The sequence below is a fragment of the Sinomonas sp. P47F7 genome (genome assembly GCF_049332655.1).
Lineage (GTDB): Bacteria > Actinomycetota > Actinomycetes > Actinomycetales > Micrococcaceae > Sinomonas.
This window is the reverse complement of record NZ_CP186327.1, coordinates 3,736,658-3,755,235: the sequence shown is the minus strand read 5'-3', so window position 1 is coordinate 3,755,235 and position 18,578 is coordinate 3,736,658. Positions and strand designations below refer to the sequence as shown.

Annotated in this window: 19 protein-coding genes and 1 tRNA gene; 9 read left to right on the top strand and 11 right to left on the bottom strand. The window is 69.2% G+C overall.

Annotated features, from left to right (window positions below; genetic code table 11):
- Positions 1-1,026: 1,026 nt before the first annotated feature.
- Positions 1,027-1,449 (top strand): GntR family transcriptional regulator, encoded by a 423-nt coding sequence (locus ACOKR1_RS17615; RefSeq protein WP_422934214.1) that lies wholly within the window; start codon positions 1,027-1,029, stop codon positions 1,447-1,449.
- On the top strand, positions 1,446-2,522 hold the full coding sequence (locus tag ACOKR1_RS17610) for a DUF1648 domain-containing protein (RefSeq protein ID WP_422934213.1): 1,077 nt from the start codon (positions 1,446-1,448) through the stop codon (positions 2,520-2,522). Before ACOKR1_RS17615 ends, ACOKR1_RS17610 begins: the two co-directional genes overlap by 4 nt.
- Before the next feature lie 14 nt (positions 2,523-2,536).
- Here ACOKR1_RS17610 and ACOKR1_RS17605 read toward each other — a convergent pair whose 3' ends face one another.
- Both ACOKR1_RS17605 and ACOKR1_RS17600 read right to left on the bottom strand, forming a co-directional pair.
- Positions 2,537-2,989 (bottom strand): hypothetical protein, encoded by a 453-nt coding sequence (locus tag ACOKR1_RS17605; protein WP_422934212.1) that lies wholly within the window; start codon positions 2,987-2,989, stop codon positions 2,537-2,539.
- Complete coding sequence (locus ACOKR1_RS17600; RefSeq protein WP_422934211.1) at positions 2,986-3,459, bottom strand: hypothetical protein; 474 nt, start codon at positions 3,457-3,459, stop codon at positions 2,986-2,988. Before ACOKR1_RS17600 ends, ACOKR1_RS17605 begins: the two co-directional genes overlap by 4 nt.
- A 49-nt stretch (positions 3,460-3,508) precedes the next feature.
- Between ACOKR1_RS17600 and ACOKR1_RS17595 the strand changes: the two genes are divergently transcribed.
- From ACOKR1_RS17595 to ACOKR1_RS17585, 3 genes are all read left to right on the top strand, one after another.
- Positions 3,509-3,997: a hypothetical protein gene (locus ACOKR1_RS17595; RefSeq protein ID WP_422934210.1), complete on the top strand. Its 489-nt coding sequence runs from the start codon at positions 3,509-3,511 to the stop codon at positions 3,995-3,997.
- Positions 3,998-4,157: 160 nt separating this feature from the next.
- Entirely contained in the window at positions 4,158-4,367 is a 210-nt protein-coding gene (locus tag ACOKR1_RS17590; RefSeq protein WP_422936682.1) for a recombinase family protein, read from the top strand.
- Positions 4,364-4,513, top strand: a complete 150-nt coding sequence (locus ACOKR1_RS17585; RefSeq protein WP_422934209.1) for a hypothetical protein — start codon at positions 4,364-4,366, stop codon at positions 4,511-4,513. The genes ACOKR1_RS17590 and ACOKR1_RS17585 overlap by 4 nt, the downstream gene beginning before the upstream one ends.
- A gap of 44 nt (positions 4,514-4,557) precedes the next feature.
- Here the strand turns inward: ACOKR1_RS17585 and ACOKR1_RS17580 are convergent, their stop codons facing one another.
- Positions 4,558-5,835, bottom strand: coding sequence for a trypsin-like peptidase domain-containing protein (locus ACOKR1_RS17580; RefSeq protein ID WP_422934208.1), 1,278 nt, complete (start codon positions 5,833-5,835; stop codon positions 4,558-4,560).
- Between the two features lie 684 nt (positions 5,836-6,519).
- Between ACOKR1_RS17580 and ACOKR1_RS17575 the strand changes: the two genes are divergently transcribed.
- Positions 6,520-6,912: a hypothetical protein gene (locus ACOKR1_RS17575; RefSeq protein ID WP_422934207.1), complete on the top strand. Its 393-nt coding sequence runs from the start codon at positions 6,520-6,522 to the stop codon at positions 6,910-6,912.
- Between the two features lie 201 nt (positions 6,913-7,113).
- Here ACOKR1_RS17575 and ACOKR1_RS17570 read toward each other — a convergent pair whose 3' ends face one another.
- The 7 genes from ACOKR1_RS17570 to ACOKR1_RS17540 form a co-directional block, all read right to left on the bottom strand.
- Positions 7,114-8,295 carry a tyrosine-type recombinase/integrase gene (locus ACOKR1_RS17570; RefSeq protein ID WP_422934206.1) on the bottom strand — a complete coding sequence of 394 codons (1,182 nt, stop codon included), beginning with the start codon at positions 8,293-8,295 and terminating at the stop codon, positions 7,114-7,116.
- 4 nt (positions 8,296-8,299) lie between these two features.
- Positions 8,300-8,536, bottom strand: a complete 237-nt coding sequence (locus tag ACOKR1_RS17565; protein ID WP_422934205.1) for a helix-turn-helix domain-containing protein — start codon at positions 8,534-8,536, stop codon at positions 8,300-8,302.
- A gap of 178 nt (positions 8,537-8,714) precedes the next feature.
- Positions 8,715-8,791 (bottom strand) — tRNA-Pro (locus tag ACOKR1_RS17560).
- A 245-nt stretch (positions 8,792-9,036) separates the two neighbouring features.
- On the bottom strand, positions 9,037-10,884 hold the full coding sequence (locus ACOKR1_RS17555; RefSeq protein ID WP_422934204.1) for an ABC transporter ATP-binding protein: 1,848 nt from the start codon (positions 10,882-10,884) through the stop codon (positions 9,037-9,039).
- Positions 10,881-12,752: an ABC transporter ATP-binding protein gene (locus ACOKR1_RS17550; RefSeq protein ID WP_422934203.1), complete on the bottom strand. Its 1,872-nt coding sequence runs from the start codon at positions 12,750-12,752 to the stop codon at positions 10,881-10,883. The genes ACOKR1_RS17555 and ACOKR1_RS17550 overlap by 4 nt, the downstream gene beginning before the upstream one ends.
- A gap of 93 nt (positions 12,753-12,845) precedes the next feature.
- Complete coding sequence (locus ACOKR1_RS17545) at positions 12,846-13,730, bottom strand: metallophosphoesterase (RefSeq protein ID WP_422936681.1); 885 nt, start codon at positions 13,728-13,730, stop codon at positions 12,846-12,848.
- A 107-nt stretch (positions 13,731-13,837) separates the two neighbouring features.
- Positions 13,838-16,111, bottom strand: coding sequence for a transglycosylase domain-containing protein (locus ACOKR1_RS17540; RefSeq protein WP_422934202.1), 2,274 nt, complete (start codon positions 16,109-16,111; stop codon positions 13,838-13,840).
- A gap of 37 nt (positions 16,112-16,148) precedes the next feature.
- Here ACOKR1_RS17540 and ACOKR1_RS17535 point away from each other — a divergent pair, with 37 nt between their 5' ends.
- From ACOKR1_RS17535 to ACOKR1_RS17525, 3 genes are read left to right on the top strand one after another with little or no spacing between them, the layout of a single operon-like run.
- Entirely contained in the window at positions 16,149-16,307 is a 159-nt protein-coding gene (locus ACOKR1_RS17535; protein WP_138414528.1) for a DUF4177 domain-containing protein, read from the top strand.
- Entirely contained in the window at positions 16,304-16,819 is a 516-nt protein-coding gene (locus ACOKR1_RS17530; RefSeq protein WP_422934201.1) for a RidA family protein, read from the top strand. The genes ACOKR1_RS17535 and ACOKR1_RS17530 overlap by 4 nt, the downstream gene beginning before the upstream one ends.
- On the top strand, positions 16,803-17,744 hold the full coding sequence (locus tag ACOKR1_RS17525) for an NUDIX hydrolase (RefSeq protein ID WP_422934200.1): 942 nt from the start codon (positions 16,803-16,805) through the stop codon (positions 17,742-17,744). The genes ACOKR1_RS17530 and ACOKR1_RS17525 overlap by 17 nt, the downstream gene beginning before the upstream one ends.
- 120 nt (positions 17,745-17,864) lie before the next feature.
- On the opposite strand, the gene ACOKR1_RS17520 is transcribed toward ACOKR1_RS17525, so the two are convergent.
- Entirely contained in the window at positions 17,865-18,542 is a 678-nt protein-coding gene (locus ACOKR1_RS17520) for a Crp/Fnr family transcriptional regulator (RefSeq protein WP_136611216.1), read from the bottom strand.
- Positions 18,543-18,578 lie beyond the last annotated feature (36 nt).

Here is an 18,578-nt window from a genome sequence, read left to right as displayed (position 1 = left end):
GGCGTGCCGGGAGACCCTGGCGTGGTGGCCGGCCCGGACGGCGAAGGGGCCGCGGTGGAAGCCGGGGCAGTCGATGGCGGATTCTTCGGCTGCGAGTCGGCACAGGCAGACAGTCCCGCCGCCAGGACAACAACGAACAGGCCTGCCGCAATGGATTTAGAATGGCGCATCGGCGCACCTCTCTCGGTCGTGGTCCGACATCGTCGTGCTCCAGCACGCTCCCCGCGACCGCCGCACAGGACGCCCCATGGCAAAAGCCCAGCCTGTTGTCGGCGAGGTCCGCGCGATTCCTGCGGTTGAGCAAGCCGCAGGCACGCGTACTGCCTCTTCGTTCTGCATCGCGCACCTTCCCCTTGTTCGGCAGGGATCCCAAGTGTGCAGTGCAAAGGAGTAGCGTCGACAGGGCATTCGGTCCCGAAGGCTGTGCCCCCGAGACACGGCCGGGGCTGCATCGAGGCCGGCCCGGGGTCGGCCGAGACTTTCGGGAGGCGATGAAAGGATCTCGGCACCGGTCATGTGCCGAGCATTCTGCCGTTGCCTCGACGTTGCGAAGTCAGCGGGCCGAGACGAGTCCTCAGGACAACACCCAAGAGGCGGGCCCGTCCGCAGGGTCCCCTGTTGCCGCGTCCGCGGAATAAAGCCCGCTGTAGGGGCCGGCCACGCCACCGAGGCGGAGATGCCGCGTGGGTCCGTCAGCATGCGTCCGGGGCCTCGTCGAAAGCCGTGTGCCGGCGACCGCGGCGGGAGCCGCGGCGGGCGCCTCAGTCGGTGTTGTCGGCGGTGCTGTGCGCTGTACGTGGAGCGGCGCCGCGTGCTTTGCGCGGGCGTCCGCCGACGCTGAGTGTCGGGGTGTCGATCCCGAAGGCCTTCAGGTCCGTTTCAGACCAGCCGAGTCGGACGGACGGCAGCGCGGTACGCGGCCAGGTGCGCGCGTTCGGCGTCCTTGAGCTGGGAGTCCCCGTAGTAACGGGGAAGGGGCAGATCTGTATTATGTGATTCAATACAGATGAGCCAAGGGGGTGGCAAATGCCGATCGAGCTGGATCCCGTCAGCGATGTTCCGCTCTACCAGCAGCTCAGGGACGGGATCGTGGCGGAGATTGCCTCCGGGCACCTCCGTGCTGGCGATCGTCTGGGCGCGGTGAGGCGGGTAGCAGAGTCCTTCAGGATCAACCCGGCAACGGTGGCCAAGGCCTATGACCTGCTGCAGCGGGAAGGCCTGATCACCATCAACAGGAAATCCGGGTCGGTGGTGGCCCGCGATCTTCGTTCCGGCCGCCCTTCGGAGGATTTCGCGGGACCGTGGAAGGAAAAGGTCCAAGGTCTGCTTCTGGAGGCGCTGGCCCAGGGCATGAGCCTCGAGGAGGCCTCCGCGGAGCTCCGATCGGCGCTTGACGGCCTCCGGGCGAGACTCTCGAGCGAGAACGAGTTGAGGGGAGAGAGCGAATGAACGACGCTGTCGCCGTGATCCTGGGCCTGGTCGTCACCACAGTCCTTGGCGGCTTGCTGTTCGCCATGCCGTCGTACGTGGCCAGGGACCTGCCGCTGGGCGTGTCCGTTCCGTTGGCCCGGGCCGGTAGCGGAGCCGTGGTATCGGCGAACCGCCGCTACCGGACTCTGGTGCTCCTTGCGTGGATGTTCTCTGCGGCGGGAGCGGTGGTCCTCGGGGCGGTCGATCCGGCCTTGGCGGTGCCCGTTCCGCTGGGGGCGATGCTTGTCCTCGGGTACGCGGGCTATGCCGTGGCCCGGAGGCAGATACAGCGCGCCAAGAAGGCCGAGGGATGGTTCGACGGGCTTCCGGTCCGGCTCCGGGGCGAGGTCCTGGCCCCCGCCCCGCCCAGGGTTCCGCTGGGGTGGTTCGTTGCGGGCGCCGCCGTTCTGGCGGCGGCGGCTCTTTGGGGCGCGGCGGTGTATCCCGCCTTCCCAGGCCAGGTCGCGGTGCACTGGAACGCGGCCGGAACGGCTGACCGGTTCGTCGAGAAGAGCCTGCCGGGGGTCCTGGGGCTGCCCCTGCTGGGGCTCGTCTTTGATGCGGCGGTGCTGCTTCTGGCTCTGGCCGTGCGTCGCACGCCCGTGGTGGAGGACCCGGAGCGGGGTGGGCGCCTGGTCCGCACAGTGCTGGGGCTGTTGGGCCAGATCGCGTTCCTGTGCTCTGGGCTCTTGGCGCTGGCCGGTCCCTTGAGCTGGAGCGGGTCGAGTTCGGCGCGGCTGGTGCCGGCGGTCGCTGCCGGGGCCGGGGTCCTCATGCTGGTGGCCGTCGTTGTGCGGCTTGTCCGGCTCGGCGCCCCCGCACGCGGGCCTGCTGGTACGGACAAGGGGTCCGACCGTCCGGACACCGACCGGCTGTGGAAGGCGGGCGTGTTCTACGTCAATCGCGACGACCCGTCGGTGCTCGTGCCCAAGCGGTTCGGGGTCGGGTGGACGTTCAACTTCGGCAGCCCCGGCGGGCTGGCCGTCGGCTTGGTCCTTGCCGCCGCGATCACCGTGACCGTTGCGGTGAACGTGGTGCAGGCCCTCAGCTGACGCCGGGCCGTTGGTCAGGTGCGGCGGAAGGGACCCGTGATGGCCCCGGCGAGGACGCCCCAGAGCAGGGCGACCAGGAAGAGCAGGAAGGGTGCGCCGATCGCTGTGGTGCCTCCTGTCGCGGCCTGGACAGCGGTTAGGGAGGCTACCACCCACACCAGGCCGATCAGGGCGCCGAGCAGGTTGAGCGCAGCGAGCAGGACGGCCCTGCGGATCGGATCGATGCCTGCGGCGAAGGCCGCTATGAGGCCGGCGATGATGGCTGCGACCACGGCAGCGATCATGGACACGGCGAACACATCTCCGCTCGGGGAGAACGCATTGGCTGGCCCGGCTCCGCTCCAATGGGAGGGGATCACCGCTGGCGGGGAGGCCCAGGCCAGGCGGACGACGGCCAGGGCGGCAGGCGGAACCCAGGCCAGCGCGGCTGCCGCGATGGTCCGTCGGTCGGCCCTGCTCGACTTCATGCTGCCTCCGATGGTTCGGTGTCCGGTTGGTGGGAGCCTTCGCGCCCCGGCTCCATTGGCGGGCTGCGGTGCGGAAGGGGCTCGGGGAAGGTGTAGGCGGCGATTGTCACGGTCCCGATCATGATCATCGCAAAACTCCACAGCCCGAGCGCGACCGCAATGCCGAAGTGGAGCACGATGACCGCGACGAGGGCGTACTGCTTGAACCGTGACGCGGACACCACGGCCAGGGCGATCGCGCATTCGAGAACGATCGTGCCCCAGGTCAGGGCCGCTGTGCCCCAGGGCTGGGCGGTGAGGGCTCTGAGGGCAGCTCGGGTGATGCCGCTGGAGCCGAAGGCCGGATCCCGGATGTCGTAGAAGACGGCCGCGCCGTTGACCCAGTCACGCTCGGCGAGCTTGGACAGGCCGCGCACGAAGTTGACGGCTATCGTTCCGACGCCGACGGCTGAGACGCATACTGGTGCCACGCGGCACGCCAATGCGAGGGTCGCGCTGACCGAGGATGAGGGGGCCGCGGTGATCCGGTACGAAGCGGTGCCGAGCGTGGTGCTGGCGCGGACGGGCCTAGCCGGAGTCGCAGCGCTGACAGTGGTTGCGCTTGCTGGGTGCGGCCTCGGGCCGAAGCCGACACCGTCTCTGGAGGACCTGCGTTCCGACCCGGTGACCACTCTCCAGTACCCGGCCAGCGCGCTAGTGAGCACCGACGGAGCCGACAGCAACAACGACTTCGGCCCGAACTCGGCATTCCTGGACCGGACGTGGGCGACGAAGGACCAAGCCTCGGAGGTGTTCGTGTTCTTCGACAGCAAGCTCACGGCGCTCGGCTGGACCCGCAGCGAGGGCGCCGGGATCGGCAGCATGTCGTGGTCGGATACGCGCGCGTGGACGCTCGGGAAGCGCCTCTACGAGGTCGGCATCGACAGGCCGGACCAGATCGCTCGCATCGTGGAGCACTACCCGGACGTCGCCGTCACCGACACCGTCTTCGAGACACTCCAGGAATAGCGCAGATCCGCTCCCCGACGAATCAATACGGAGAAGAGAACGGCAACATGACTGCCTGCCGGCGCATGGCCTTCAGGTGTGCGGCATCGAAGGTTGAACCCGGGGGACACCCTGGTGATCCGTGCACTGGACCGCATCGCGGGCAGCGAGGTGATGGCGAATCGAGACGATCCCGGAGCTGGGCCGGCGCGAGGTCAACATCAAGAGCCTGACCGAGCCTGCGTTCGACACCACGACCCCGATGGGGGCGCGCATGAACGCCGTCTACGCCCAGCTGCGCGTGGACATGATCCGGGAGAACACCCTACGGGGCCTGGCGTACGCGAGGTCCAAGGGGAAAATCGGCGGCCGCCCGACTGGACTGTCATGACGCGCAAGTGTGTCGCGGAGGCCGTTGAGATGCGCGCGGCCGGCAAGAGCCTGCGGCACATCGCCAGCGTCTTCCACGTCGGCGAAGCCAGCGTCCGCCGAGCCCGGGCCAAACACGACGCCGAGACCAGCTCGACGCCGGCCTGACTCCTGTTCGTCGAGAAGAGCACGGAGATCGGAGCCCTTCCTTCTCAGAGGGCGCCTTCGCACTTGGACCCGTTCGAGTACCTCGACGGGTCCTTGAGGACCTCGACGAGGGTTTCGACGGGGACGAAGATCGACTGTCCACCGCCGCCCGCGTACGCGACGCCCACGAGCGAGCCAGAGGCGTCGATGACGGGGCTTCCGGAGCTGCCGGGCTCGATGGAGGCGTCGCTGTAGATCATCGGCAGTGAGGACCAACCGATGGGGTCGGGTCCGTATTTGAGGACGCGTCCGTTGATGGTGGTGAGTTCGCCGCCGAGCGGGTAGCCGATGACTGACACTTGTGCGCCCGTGGGCGGGTTCAAAGGAGCGAGCTGGATGGTGGCGGGAAGGTCCTCCTTCGTCCATACGAGGGCGAGGTCGGCGACTACGAAAGCGCCGACCGCGTTGACCGTGATGTCCGATCCGTCGTAGGTGCTCACCTGGAGCAGGGCTGCGCCGCCGACGACGTGGCGGTTGGTGACGAACACGTGGTCGGCGATGGCGAATCCGGATCCTGTTGAGACGCCGCAGCCGAGGTTGCGCACGCGTAGCGCAGTTTTCTCGTACTTGCTGAAGCCGGCCGCGGTGACGGCTGGCGCGTGAGAGGCCGGCGCTGCAGCCGTGCGAACCGGCGCGGCCGCTTGAGATGCCGGCTGGACGGTCCCGGAGTCGGAAGGGGGCGGCACCGGGGCGAGAGGGCAGCCCGCGAGCGAGAGCACGACAAAGGCACTCGAGGCGGCAACCCGGAGAGCCGTGCGCGTCACCTGCTCAGCCCTTGGATGGCCCGGGTGAGGCTGGCGCTGTCGGTTGCCCGCCACCTGGCACACGGAATCGACCGACCGGGTCCGGGAGACCATGGAGGACTGGTCGTAGGGCCGTGGGCTGCCGCCGAGGAACGACTCGTAGTTTTGATGCTCGTGGATGCACGCAGCCAATTCGCTGCCCACCTTCTGCGAAGCGACGACGAGCTCGGCAAGCAAAGCTGCGCTGGCCCCGACCTGGGCCTTCTCGTTGGCAAGCGACCTGATACGCTCATCGGCCGTGTTGAGTTGGGTCGTTGTGTCGTTGAGCTTGCTCGTCGTGTCACCGAGCTGCGAAGTCAGCGCCCCGTTCTTCTGCGCCAGGCCGTCGCGCTCGGCTGTCATCGACGCGAGGTTTCGAGACGTCCTTTCCGACGACGCGCGCCACTGTTCGGCAGAGTTGGTGCTAATTGCATAACCAGCTCCGAGCGTGATCAGACCTGCGGCAAGCACCACGACCGCCGCAACGTAGTGAGCGGGCACGCCCCGCTCCTGACCGCAGCCGCCCTCCGCTGGCTCGCCGGCCCCCGCTACCTCATTACGAGGACGGCCACGCGCCCGTATGTCTCATGGAGTAGGCCACGGTTCGGGTCGCCGGGCCTGGAGTTGATTTCGCTGCCGAACCCGACCGCGGCAACCAACGCTTCTCGGTCCAATCGGCTGCCCCGGTCGGCGGGGCGGCGGGCGACCGCGCGGCTCCGGCTGCGGCCCATGTCGGCGTTCAACCGCGGGCGCACGCCCACAGGGCGGCGCGTCCACGATCGAGTGGTGAGCGGACCATTTCCCCTCGGCACCGCGCCCACCTCGATTGCCGGGGAGCGCGTGTGCACCTACTTGCTGGGAGGTGAGCCATCGATGAGCACAACGAGCCTCAAACGGAAGCACCGGTATGGGTTCACCCTGCCGGAATGGCCCGCGGCCACAGCTCGTACGGGGATCGAGTACATCTGCACCAGACTCATCGTCCGGAGGCCCCACAGTTTACCGGCAACGGGGATAACCCCAGGTCAGACGGTGGGGCCACCGTGGCCCCACCGTCGGAGGCGAACGGGAAGACCTGGGAATGGGCCGCGCGTATGGTCACCGGCCGAGGCTCGTGCACGAGCCTTGAAGGCATCGACGAACTGCGGCGCCTCGCCGAGGATTCCAACCAACCAGGTGCGCTGCGTGACCGCGCGTCGGCGGAAGTGGTGGGGGATCGATGCGGCGGTGCGGCAGCGTTCCACGCAGGCCGCCGCCCGGGGCGGGCATCCGGGGCGCAGATCCAGCGCCGGCGATCTGGAACGTCTCGCCGCCGAGGCGCTGGCGCGCGTCCGCGCCGGACAGAAGTGCATCAAGCACCCCCGCCCTGCACCGATACCTGCAGCTGGGGCGATGACTATCCTCGCGTTCGTGCTGATCTGGGACGGGTTCGCCGAGGAAGCCGCCGCGTGGCCGCGGGCGGCGTCGCGGTTCGCCCTCTGCGGGCAAAAGCGCAGGTCGCACGGTGCCGCCACGGTGGCGGCACCGTCGAGCGCGATCGCATCACGGCGATGCCCGTGTCCCCTGTCGCTCGCGTAGGCATGCGGACAATGGTCGGTGCTTCATCGTCAGAGCTATCCCCGGCGGAGCCTCCGGCCAAGGACGTGCACGATCTGACCACCCTCATCATGATTCCCCTCATGCCCCCGATGCGATCCGAACCCTCCCGTTCGGCACCGCTCTCGTCGCGTTGCATTCTGTACCGCCCAGCGTCGCACGCAGGTACGCAGCCTGGGAAGATCAGACGTCCTTCGCGAACGCGCGCTCGAGCATCTCGGCGGTGGCCGGGTTGACCATCTCGTTGCGGCGGATGTAGTGCGCGATGGTGATCTTCGGGTCCGTGTGGCCGAGCAGCTCGGCGGCGAGGTCGACGCCAGCCTCGGCGCTGATCGCGGTCGCGACGGTCCTCCGGAACATGTGGGGGGTGACCCCGGCGATCCCGGCCAGGTCCATCACCCGGCGGAGCTGGAGGCGGACGTGATTCGTCGTCAGCGGCGTCCCCTCCCGGCTGCAGAACAGCAGCGCATCCAGCGACGGGTCCTCCAGCTTCGCCAGCCGCCGCCGGACGGCCTCGGCAGTGAACGACGGGACCGCCACGGTGCGGCGCGACTTCGCCGTCTTCGGATGGTCCTGGCGCGCCGTCGGCTCGCCCCGGTGGCTGACGATGGTGCCGGCGATCCGGACCGAGGGCGGGGAACTGGTGATGTCGACGTCGCGGCGGCGGATGGCCAGGACCTCGCCGATGCGCGCGGAGGTGCCGAGCATTACCTCCACGATCGCGCCGAGCTGGCCGTCCGGCCTGGGCCCGGAGGGCGACCGGCCGGCCTCCCAGAACGCGATCGCCGCCCGGACCGCGTTGACCTCCGCCGGGGTGAGCGCGTTCGGCGTCGACGCGGGGCGGTGCAGCCGGGAGACGTTCTCCATCGGGTTGCGGGGCAGCACCTCGTGCCGCACGGCCAGGGCCAGGGCGAGGCGGAGGGCGACGCGGGCCTGCCTTGCGCGGTTGTAGCTCTGCCTGGCCAGCTGCTTGAGGAAGTGGTCGCAACGGGCGACCCCGACCTCGCGCAGGGTCAGGCTCTCGAAGGCGGGCAGGACGAGTGTGCGCATGTTCCGCTCGTAGAGCTGTCGAGTCCGCTTGGAGAGCCGGTCGTCGAGGTCGAGGTCTTCGAGCCAGTAGGCGACCAGGTCGGGGAACGGGCTGTCCGGGGTGAGCATGGTGGAGGCGGGCTGGAAGAGGCTGCGGTCGGCGAGCTTGGCCTTCAGGGCGCGCTCGGCGGCCTTCCGGGTCGCCCCGGTGGCCTGCACCAGCCGGGTCCTTCCGTCCCAGCCGCGGTAGCGGGCGCGGGCGACGATCCGGCCGCCGGCGGCGGGCAGGTAGCCGATCCCGCCGAAGGTGCCGACGGCCAGGCGCTGGCGGCTCACCGGGTCACCTCCCGTCCGCCGGCGACGGCGGCCCGGGCTCGCGCTGCGCTTCGACCCAGGTCCGCACGTCGGAGACGGCGAACTTCAGGTGCTTGCCGAAGCGGTACGCGCGCGGGCCCAGGCCCCGCGTGCGCCAGTCGTACACCGTGGAGAGCGGCACGCCGAGGTACGCGGCGAGCTCGCCGACGTCGAGCAGGGTCTCCAGCCCCCAGGGGTTCTCGGCAGTGTGATCGGTGTCCATGCAGGACAGGTGCGCCGCGCTCACCAACAAGGACCGGAGGCAGCCGGAGCAGTCGGCGGGCTACCGGAATGCAGCAGCGCCGAGCCGTCGCGGGGAGGTCAAAAAGATGGGTTTTCGATGACCCGATCAAGTCTCACCAACTGAAAAGTCGCGGAAACCCTTGAGTTTCCGCGACTTCTGGTCGGGATGACAGGATTTGAACCTGCGACCTCTTCGTCCCGAACGAAGCGCGCTACCAAGCTGCGCTACATCCCGATCCGCCGCCCGGATCCCCCTTACAGGTTCCCCAAGCAACTCATCTAGAGTACCCGATCCGGCGGCCCGACGCGAAATCGCGGGGGTCCGGCTGCGGCCCTCCGGCGCAGTCACCTTCTCGCCGGGCGCAGTCACCTTCTCGCCGACAAGTCACCCTCAAGCTGACTGCTGTACTCGACGGTGACTTGGACCCACGAGAAGGCGACTTGGGCCCACGAGAAGGTGACTTGGACCAGCGCATGTGCCTACACGAGCGAGTCCTGCCAGGCCCCGTGAAGCGCCGCGAAGCGGCCGCCGCCGCGGATGAGCTCCTCCGGAGTCCCGTCCTCGATGATCCGCCCGGCGTCCATCACGAGGACCCGGTCGGCGATCTCCACGGTCGAGAGCCGGTGGGCGATGATGATCGCGGTCCGGCCCCGCCGCGCGAGCAGACGCTGCAGGCCGGCCTGGACGAGCCGCTCCGACGGGATGTCGAGAGACGAGGTGGCCTCGTCGAGGATGAGCACGGCGGGAGCCGCGAGGAACGCCCTCGCGAAGGAGATGAGCTGACGCTGCCCCGCGGACACGCGACCGCCGCGCTTGTTGACGTCCGTGTCGTAGCCGTTGGGCAGCGCCGTGATGAACTCGTGGGCGCCCACGGCCTTCGCGGCCGCCTCGATCTCGGCGCGCGTCGCCGCGGGCCGCCCCAGCGCGATGTTGTCCGCGACCGTGCCGCTGAACAGGAACGCCTCCTGGGTGACCATGACGACGGCGCGGCGCAGGTCGGGCGTCGAGAGCCGGCGGAGGTCGACGCCGTCGAGCGTGAGCGCGCCCGAGGAGACGTCGTAGAAGCGCGCCACGAGCTTGGCGAGCGTCGACTTGCCCGCGCCCGTCGCGCCCACGAGCGCGATCGTCTGTCCGGCCGGAATGTCGAGGCTGAACTCGGGCAGCACCACGGGGCCGTCGCCGTAGCGGAACTCGGTCTGGTTGAAGCTGACGTTGCCGCGGGGGTCGCGGAGGGGCTCGGGCTCGCGCGGCGGCAGCACGGTGGGGACCTCCTCGAGCAGGCCGGAGACCTTCTCGAGCGCCGCCTGCGCGCTCTGGAACGAGTTGTAGAACATCGCCATGTCCGCGATCGGCTGGTAGAAGCGCTTGACCGAGAGCACGAGCGCGAGGAGCACCCCGACGGCGAGGCCGCCGCTCAGCACGCGCAACCCCGCGACGAGGAGCACGACCGAGACAGTGATGTTGCCGATCATCACGAGGCCGGGCTGGAGGACGCCGTTGAGCTGGATCGAGCGCGCCGTGATCTTGCGGTAGTCCTCCGCGAGCTCGCCGAACTCCTGGTTGTTCTCGGGCTCCTTGCGGAAGGCCTTGACCGCGCGGATGCCGGTCATGGTCTCGACGAAGTGCACGATGAGCCGCGCCGACGCGACGCGGGATGCGCGGTAGGTGACTTGCGAGCGGACCTGGTACCACCGGGCGAGCCAGAACATGGGCGCGGCGGCGAGCAGCATGATGACGCCGGACGGCCAGTCGAGCAGGAACACCGTGGCCGCCGTGAAGATCATGAACAGCACGCCGGAGACGAGAGAGCTCACGCCGGAGTCGAGGAGCTCGCGCAGGGCCTCGAGATCGGAGGTCTGCCGGCTGATGATCCGCCCCGATGTGTAGTGCTCGTGGAAGTCGAGGCTCAGCCGCTGCGTGTGCCGGAACACGCGCACGCGCAGGTCCAGGAGCATCGCCTGGCTGAGCTTCGCCGTCGAGGTCACGTAGCCGGCCGTGAGGAGCGCCGTGGTGAGGGCCGCCGCGAGATAGCCCGCGCCCGTGAGCCACACGAGCGTCGAATCCCCGCGCATGAGCCGGGGGAGCGCGTAGTCGACGCCCGCGGCGATGATCGCAGGGCCTGCGGCTTTCGTGGCCTGGGAGATGACGACCATCCCGAGCGTGAGCCAGAACCGCACCCGCACGGGGCGGATGAGGGAGGCGAGGAGCCGCAGCGATCGGCGCCGGACCGCGCGGGAATCCTCCCGGTTCAGGTCGTAGTCGTCTTCCGCGTGGTCCCTTTCCGCGGCGGTGCGCGGGGCGGTGGCGGTGCGCGGCGCGGAACTCATCGGGCCTCCTCGAGATCGTCCAGGTTGTCGTCGGTGTCGAGCGCGGTGTCGAGGTCCCGCGGCTCCGAGTCGAGGCTCGCGATCACGTATCGGTAGTGCCCGTTGCGGGACAGGAGCTCGGCGTGGGTCCCGACGTCGTCGATCACGCCGTCGCGCAGGAGCGCCACGCGGTCCGCGAGGGCCACGGTCGAGGGGCGGTGGGCGACGATGAGCGTCGTCGTGTCGGTGAGAACATCGCGAAGGCGACCCTCCACGCGCTCCTCCGTGGCGACGTCGAGCGCGGACAGCGGATCGTCGAGGACCAGGACGGAGGGCTTCGCCGCGATCGCGCGGGCCAGCGCGATGCGCTGCCGCTGGCCGCCCGAGAGGCTCAGGCCCTCCTGGCCGATCCGGGTGTCGACGCCCTCCGGAAGGGAGTACGCGAAGTGGGCCTGCGCGACGTCGAGCGCCTCGTCGAGGAGCGCGTCCGCCTCGGGCCCCTCCCGCACATCCGCGCCCAGCAGCACGTTGTCGCGCACCGAGCTCGAGAAGAGCGTCGTGTTCTCGAACGCGACCGAGACGGCCCGGCGCAGCTCGGGCAGGGTGAGCTCCCGGACGTCGACGCCGTCGATCTCCACCGAGCCCCCGCTCACGTCGTAGAGGCGGGGAACGAGCGCCAAGAGCGTGGTCTTCCCGGAGCCCGTGACGCCCACGAGCGCCATCGTCTCGCCGGGGACGAGCTCAAGGTTGACGTTGCGCAGGATCGACCCCGCGCCGTCGTTCGCTGCCGCGGCCTTGCGCGGTGTGCGCGTGCCGAACGCGAAGCGCACGTTGCGGAAGGCGAGCGCCCCGTGGGGTGCCGCGATGCTCGCCGGCTCGTCCGGGTCGGCGATCGTGATCGGCTCGTCCATGACCTCGTAGTGGCGGTCGATCGCGGTCTTCGCGGTGAGCGCCATGCCCACGAGCGCGCCGGACATTTCGACCGGGTTCGCGACGGCGGCCGCCGTCGCGAAGAACGCGGCCAGGGCGCCGACCGTGATCTGCCCGGTCCCCGCGAGCCAGAGCCCGACCATGAGGCCCGAACCCAGCGCGAGCTCCGGGAGGAGCGTCACGACCATGCTGAAGATCGCGAGGTGGCGGGCCTTCGTGACCTCCGTGTCGCGCAGCTCCTCGGCCTGGAGGGCGAAGCTTTCGAGTGCCTCGCGGCTGCGCCCGAAGGCCTTGAGCACGCGGATGCCGTGGACGGACTCCTCCACGGCCGTCGCGAGGTCGCCGGCCTGGTCCTGGCTGCGGCGGGACACCGCGACGAACTGGCGGCGGAAGCGGAAGCTGTACACGCTGATCGGGATCGCGGCCGCGAGGAAGATGAGCGCGAGCTGCCACGAGATCGTGAAGAGCATCGCGATGCCCACGAACACGGTGGCGAACGAGATGATGAGGTACATCGCCCCGAACGCGAGCCAGCGGCGCAGGAGGTTGAGGTCCGTCATGGCGCGTGAGAGCAGCTGCCCGGAGCCCCAGCCGTCGTGGAACGAGACGGGCAGCAGCTGCAGGTGGCGGTAGAGCTTGACGCGCAGCGAGGTTTCGACGTTGGTCGCGGGGTCGAGCACGAAGATGCGGCGCAAGAACGTCAGCGCCGCTTCGACGACTCCCATGACGAGGACGACGACGGCGCCCCACACGACTGCCGACGGCCCGGCTCCCGGGCGGAGCAGAGTATCGATGATGGCGCGGAACACCTGCGGCACGAGGACCGCGAGCACAGAGGCAAGAAGCCCGACCGCGAGTCCGGCGATCAGCCGGGGGACGATCGATCGGGCCTCCGGGGCGAGCCGTGCGAGGCTGCCGCGAAACGAGATTTGGTCAAGGGCGGGGGCCTGCTTGGGCATGCCGGCGCTCACACCTCCGGTCAGGAGTAGTTAGCTGTGGAAACTACCCTACGCCATGGCACTGTGAGCGTTGCTCAAGCGGTGCGCGAGTGCCTAGCGGCGCGCGGTGAGCGTCAGCAGGACCGCCTCGGGGCGGCACGCGATGCGAATCGGCGCGAAGCGGGAGGTGCCGATGCCGCCCGAGACGTTGAGCGGGGTCCAGCGGCCCTCGTGCTCCCACGTCGTGAGGCCCTTGGCGCGCCACGTCGGAAGATCGCAATTGGACACGAGCGCGCCGTAGCCGGGGAGGCAGATCTGCCCGCCGTGCGTGTGCCCCGCGAGCATGAGGTCCGCGCCGCTGCCCGTGAAGTGGTCGAGGACCCGCTGATACGGGGCGTGGATGACCGCGACCTTGAGGTGCGGCTTCCGGTCGTGGCCCGACGCGCCCTGCGGCCAGCCCGCGTACCGCTCGCGTTTGAGGTGCGGATCGTCCACGCCGGAGAAGTCGTAGCGCACGCCGTTGAAGGCGAGCGACTGGGCGCGGTTCGTGAGGTTGACCCAGCCGGCGTCGCCGAAGCCCGCGGAGAGGCGGGGCCAGTCGAGCGCCACGCGGTCGGGGAGCGGGTTCCGATTTGAGGGGCCCAGCAGGTACGCCGCGGGGTTCTTGAGCACGGGCGCGTAGTAGTCGTTCGACCCCGGGACGTAGACGCCGGGGAATCGCAGGAGGGGCCCGAGGGCCTCGAGCAGGGGATCGACGGCGTCCACGTGGCTCAGATTGTCGCCCGTGTTGACCACGAGGTCTGGGGCCAGCTCGGCGAGGCCCGCGAGCCACCGGGCCTTCTTGGTCTGGCCGGGAACGAAGTGGATGTCACTCAGGTGCAGGACCCGAAGCGGCGGCGAGCCTTTGGGGAGCACCGGGACGGTCTCCGTGCGGAGGCCGAACTGGTCCTTCTCCCACCAGCCGTACGCCGCGGCCGCAACGCCAATCGACGCCGCCATGCCCGCGAGCAGGCCGGCGCGCTTCGTGCCCGTGGCGAGGGCCGCCGTCGTCCGCCGCGCGGCGCGGGCCAGCGCCCCCGCCCCGGGCGCGCTCCCCAGCTCAGCCACTAGGGGTTGTTTCCCTTGCCGGGCTTCGTCTGGGTCGGGGCCGGGGCGGACGGGGCCTGGGTCGGGCCACCGCCGTTGTTGCCTGTCGGCTGCGGTTGGGACTGCGTGGAGTTGATGAGGTTCGACGGCGGGGCGTCGAAGTCGCCGTGTTCGTACAGCGGGGCGGCCTTCTGCATGAAGTAGGCCCACTGCGGGCCGGCGATGAACGCACCATCAACGCTCTTGTAGAACTTCCCGTTGATCGTGACGTTCTGACCGATGCGGCCCGCCGGCTTGAACGCGTCACCGAAGAAGGACGCCGTGGCGAGACCCTTCGAGTAGCCGACAACCCATGTCTGCGCGTTGTACTGGTTGGTACCGGTCTTCGCGGCGTCCGGGACGCCCACCTTGATGGTCTGGCCGGCGTCGTCCTTGATGTTGTAGCCGGAGCCCTTCGTGAGGACGTCCTGGAGCACGTTCGTCACGGCCTTCGCCACGTCCGGCTTGAGCGCGTTGGCCTGGCAGCTCGGGGCCTGGCCGCCGATCCGCTTGCCCTGCGAGTCAACCACATCCGTGACCGACATCGGAGTGCAATACGTGCCGTTGCTCGCGAACGTCGCGAACGCGTTGGCCATGGTCATGGGGGAGACGTTCGAGCCACCGAGCAGGTTACCGAGGGTCGAGAGGTTGAGCTTCTCGTCCTTCCCCGTGCCCACGTGCATCCCGATCGCGTCCGCGGCGCGCTGGATGTCGCAGAAGTCGTTGAGACCTGCCGCGGACGCGAACGTCGCGGTGTTGATCGACTGGTAGATGCCCTCGCGGACGCTCATGGGCCGGTACCACTGGGGTTCGTCGTTCTGCAGGTCGTCGGCGGCGCCGAGCGAGGATTGCGAGCTGTCGAAGGCGCCCGTGACCTTCTGGCACGTCGTCTTCCACGGATAGTTCAGCGGATAGACGCGTTTGCTCGCGTCGACGATCTGGTTCGTCGGTTTGCCTTCGTTGAGCCACGCCGCGAGTGTCACGGGTTTCATGGTTGAACCGGGCTGCATGCCGCCAAGGCCGCCGAGATCGTTGCCGCTCGTGTCAGCGCTGTCGACGTTGAAGTTGTAGGAGGTGATGAAGTCCTTGCCTTGGCCCTTGAGTATTCGCGTGTTCTGAGCCATCGAGAGCACCTTGCCGGTGCCCGGCTGGACGGTCACGAGAGAGGCCGCCCACTGGTCCGGATTGGCCCCAGCCGTCGCGTCCACTTGGGCCTGGGCGGGGCCTTGAAGCCGAGGGTCGAGCGTGGTCTTGATGGTCAGGCCGCCGCGGAGGAGTTTCTGATCCCTCTCATCGAGGGTGTTGCCGAAGGCCGGGTCGTTCTCGATCTGATGGACCACGTAGTCGCAGAAGTACTGCGCCTGAGTGGCGTACGGGCAGCCCTGCTTGGGCGGGTTGATCTTGAGCTGCATCGGCGTCGCGACGGCGGCGTCGTGGTCCTTCTGGTTGATGTAGCCGTGCTGCAGCATGGCGTCTAGCACGAGGTTGCGGCGCTTGGTGGAGTTGTCCGGATGCGTGCTCGGGTCGTACAGCGACGGGCTGTTGACGAGGCCCGCGAGGGTCGCCGCCTGGGGGAGCGAGAGGTCTTTTGCGTCGACCGAGAAGAAGTACTGGGCCGCGGCCTCGATGCCGTAGGCGTTTCGGTTGAAGAACACGAGGTTGAGGTAGCCCTCGAGGATCTGATCCTTCGAGTACTGCTTCTCGAGCGCGATGGCGAGCTTCATCTCGCGCAGCTTGTCGCCCACGCCCTTCTGGCCGTTGAGCACCACGTCGGCGTCCTTGCCTTGCGCCACGAGGTTCTCGTTGATGACGTTCGTCACGTACTGCTGCGTGAGCGTCGAGGCGCCCTGCTTGTCGCCGCGGACGTTCGAGACGAGGGCGCGGAGGATGCCCGTCATGTCGATGCCGCCATGCTCGTAGAAGCGATAGTCCTCCACAGCGACGATCGCGTTCTTGATGTTCGGCGACATCTGATCGAGCTTGAGCGGAGTCCGGTTCTCATTGAAAAGGGTCGCGATCTGCGACCCATCAGAAGCGACGATCTTCGTCACCTGCCCCGGAGGGGAGACCGTGAGCTCGCTCGGGAGGCTGTTGAAGAACTGCACCGAGCCGTTTGCTGCGCTCCCCGTCACGGCCGCAGCGGGCACCATGAGCCCCGCCACGAGAACCCCGCAGATCGCGCTGACGCCAAGGAAAGCGAGGATCTTGCCGAGCGTGGTGGCCGTGTCGAACAGAGGATTCTTGCCAGACGCCATGTAGGGCAGTCTAGCGGGACCGACTACGCTGGACCTTATGACCACGTGGGAGTACGCCACCGTACCGCTGATCGTTCACGCGACGAAGCAGATCCTCGACCAGTGGGGCGAGGACGGCTGGGAGCTCGTCCAAGTCGTCCCCGGACCGGGCGGAAACGGCCTTGTGGCCTACATGAAGAGGGAGAAGCAGGCATGAGCGAATCGCAGTCCGGGACGGCCAACACCGCCGCGCCGGAAGCGGTGGCCCTCGGCGCGGTCGAACGCCGCCTCGCGGACCTCGGCCTGAGCCTCCCCGAGGTCTCGGCGCCTGTCGCCGCCTACGTTCCGGCCGTCGTCGCCGGTGGCTTTGTCTACACGTCCGGGCAGCTCCCGTTCGCGAAGGGGCAGCTGCCCGCGACCGGCAAGGTCGGCGCGGACGTGACGGCGGAGGACGCCAAGCGCTACGCGGAGCTGTGCATCGTCAACGCGCTCGCGGCCGTCAAGGCACAGATCGGCGACCTGGACCGCGTCACGCGGATCGTCAAGGTCGTGGGCTTCGTGGCTTCCGACCCCTCGTTCACGGGCCAACCCGGCGTTGTAAATGGCGCGTCGGAGCTGCTCGGGAAGGTCTTTGGCGAGGCGGGCGCACATGCCCGTTCCGCCGTCGGCGTCGCGGTGCTGCCGCTCGACGCCCCGGTTGAGGTGGAGCTGATTGCAGAGTTCGCATAGCCGCCGCTTCATCGTCCCCAAGCGGCTTCAGGGGGCGGCGCGCAGTTGGCTTGAGGAAGGGGACCGCCCGCCGCGTAACGCGCGGCTCGCGTCCTCCGTGGTCCTCGTGCGGGATTCGGCCGAGGGCACGGAGACGTGGCTCGGCTATCGCCCGGGGAATTCGCCGCTCGGGGCCGTCGCGTTCCCCGGCGGCTCGGTCCAGAACACGGACCACGACACGTTCGACTGGTACGGACCCTCGGTAGGCCATTGGGCCGAGATGCTCGGAGTCGACGACTTCTCCGTGGCGCGCGCCCACGTCGTCGCCGCGATCCGCGAGCTCTTCGAGGAGACCGGAGTGCTCCTCGCCGGCTCGGACGCGACGACCGTGGTCGAGGGCACCGGCACGCCCGACTGGACGCGGGCCCGTGAAGCGGTCGCGGCGCAGGAGATCGGCTTCGCCGAGCTGATCACGAAGCGCGGCCTCGGGTTGCGCACGGATCTCCTCAGGCCGCTCGTTCATTGGGTCTCGCCCGAGTTCGCACACCGGCGCTTCGACACGCGTTACTTCGCGGCGACGCTCCCCGAGGGCCAGACCCCCACGCTGCTGCCGAGCAAGGGCGTGTGGGGCGAATGGGTTCTCCCGGCGCGCATCCTCGCGGATCGCGACACCGCGGCGTTCGGGGACCGGATCGGCGAGGAAGACACCAAGGGATCGTCGCTTCCGGAGCTGCTCGTGCCCGCGAGCGAGATCATTCTCGAGAAGATCGCGAAGGCCAAGGGCTGCATCGCGTACCTCAACATCAAGCGGTCCACGCACACGTACCGCGCGCTGCTCGAGGACGTCGACGGGCAGCTGTGGCTCCGCGTCGAGGCCCCGAGCGCGGCGCCCGCCACGGCGGCGCTCGCCACGGTGCCCCCGGCGGCCCCCGTCACCTCGGCCTAACCGTTTCGGGTACGCCAACTTCGCCTTTCTGGCGTTTCGGGTGCGCCAACTCAAGAGCGAACGACGGGCGCCGGTCACCTCTCGAGGTGGCCGGCGCCCGTCGTTCGTACCCGAGGCGGGTTAGCGGCTGCGCTGGCGCAGGCGCGGCATGTCGAGGATGACGACCGCACGCGCCTCGAGCCGGATCCAGCCGCGCTGGACGAACTCGGCGAGGGCCTTGTTGACCGTCTCGCGCGAGGCGCCGACGAGCTGGGCGAGCTCCTCCTGCGTGAGCTCGTGCGCCACGAGGACGCCGTCCGTGGCGGGGCGGCCGAACCGATCCGCGAGGTCCAGGAGCGCCTTCGCGACGCGGCCGGGCACGTCGCTGAAGACGAGGTCGGAGAGGGAATCGTTCGTGCGGCGCAGGCGGCGGGCCAGGGCCTGGAGGAGCTGGGCGGACACCTCGGGGCGGGCGCGGAGCAGGGCCACGAGCGCGTCGTTCTTGAGGCCGGCGAGCCGCGTCTCGGAGACGGCCGTCGCGGTCGCCGTGCGGGGCGCGGGGTCGAAGAGCGCCATCTCGCCGAACAGCTCGCCCGGGCCGAGGATCGCGAGGAGCGATTCGCGCCCGTCCGGCGACGTGCGGCCGAGCTTGATCTTGCCGGAGACGATGAAGTACATCTGATCGCCCTGATCGCCCTCGCGGAACACCGACGCGCCGCGGGAAAGGTCGACCTCCATGAGCTCGTCGGTCAGGAGGCGGAACGCCTCGTCGTCGAGCGTGGCGAAGAGCGGCGCGCGGCGCAGTACCTCGATGTCCAATGCAGTCTCCTAGTCATATTCTTTGCTGGCGCTGGG